Source organism: Pseudomonas fluorescens, from assembly GCF_902497875.1.
Taxonomy (GTDB): domain Bacteria; phylum Pseudomonadota; class Gammaproteobacteria; order Pseudomonadales; family Pseudomonadaceae; genus Aquipseudomonas; species Aquipseudomonas fluorescens_BR.
Map to the genome: position 1 here is coordinate 1 of NZ_CABVHY010000152.1, position 1,167 is coordinate 1,167.

The window sequence follows — 1,167 nt, forward strand, 5'->3', positions numbered from 1 at the left end:
CAGCCACACGGGAATCATTTAATTACACAGATGTTCATTTACTTGATTAATAAAATGGAATTTTCTGGTAATACATCTACCGGTCCGCCAACTCACGTATAGCCTCAACCAATCCTGGTTGACCACATGAGACTGGCACCGTCTTAACCTTGCAAGGAGCTCCGGCATGAAAAAGACCACCCCAAACGCCCCAGAATCGCCAGACTATCCACCCGTCGACACCGTCGATCTATCACAGCTCTCCGAAATCACCGAACGCCATGTCAGCGCCCGCCTGCGCAATCCAGGCCGTCCCGCCCCTGTCAGCCACGTCTTCACCATCATCCCGAATGTCGACACCGAATCCCTGCTCTGTCACGCCTGTGAAACCCTTGCTTCGCTGAATGCCATGACCACCGATCTCGCCTACGAACTGGAAGGCCCGCGCCGCAATGTAGCGTTGGCCATTCAGCAACTGGCCGTGCTGGGCGAGTTACTGGTAAATCGAGCGCTAGACAACCTGGACCTCCCCGAAGGGTTGCCTGAGGCTCCGTCAACCAGCCAACGCTGAGTAGTGCGTTCTTTTACCAAATGTAGGTTTTTTGTCATGGATCGATACATGCCTGTCACCGGCATCGACTGCACCATCGCATCGTTGCTGATCGACACTGAAGCACCACTGGACGTTTTGCACGAAACCGCCGCCTACCGCATCCGCACCGCTACTCAATTGCTGGAGAGCTTCGCGCTCAGCGAGGGCGTTCACAGTGAGCTAGCGCGGGTGTTAGTGACTTCTTTGCGCGATGGTTGCGATTTGATGGATGTCATTGGTCGACGATTGCAGATGCAGGTTTCGGCGTAGAACAGAAAAACGAGCGACTTCACTGAGGTCGCCGTTTTCATGATGCCGTGATGTACCGCGACCTGTACGCGCCCACACCTTCAACCTCGACGACGTCGACCCGCACTGCGGCAAGCTCGATTACCTGTGCGGCGAATTCCGGCAGATGAGCAACCAGTATGTGATGAACAACAACTTTGCCTTTGGCGGGGTCAACACTTCGCTGGTCTTTCGGCGCTGGTCGTAAACGAGCAGCCAGGATGGCGCAGTGAACATCAAGACCCCAAGATCGCGTCCTGCGGCAGCCCCTACAGAGATCGGTGTAGGAGCTGCCGCAGGCTGCGATC

Annotated in this window: 2 protein-coding genes and 1 pseudogene; all 3 read left to right on the plus strand. The window is 55.5% G+C overall.

Annotated elements, in window-relative coordinates:
- Nucleotides 1–166: 166 nt before the first annotated feature.
- A complete protein-coding gene (locus F8N85_RS34355) occupies nt 167–550 on the plus strand; it encodes a DUF6124 family protein (RefSeq protein ID WP_150802224.1) in 384 nt (127 codons plus the stop codon).
- Nucleotides 551–586: 36 nt separating this feature from the next.
- Nucleotides 587–841: a hypothetical protein gene (locus F8N85_RS34360; RefSeq protein WP_150802225.1), complete on the plus strand. Its 255-nt coding sequence runs from the start codon at nt 587–589 to the stop codon at nt 839–841.
- Between the two features lie 70 nt (nt 842–911).
- A pseudogene (locus F8N85_RS34365) lies at nt 912–1,067 on the plus strand (beta-ketoacyl-ACP synthase); the annotation flags it as partial.
- Nucleotides 1,068–1,167: the final 100 nt, after the last annotated feature.

Coding starts and splice junctions, on each gene's coding strand:
- F8N85_RS34355 (WP_150802224.1), top strand. CDS start 167: ATGAAAAAGACCACCCCAAACGCCCCAGAATCGCCAGACTATCCACCC.
- F8N85_RS34360 (WP_150802225.1), top strand. CDS start 587: ATGGATCGATACATGCCTGTCACCGGCATCGACTGCACCATCGCATCG.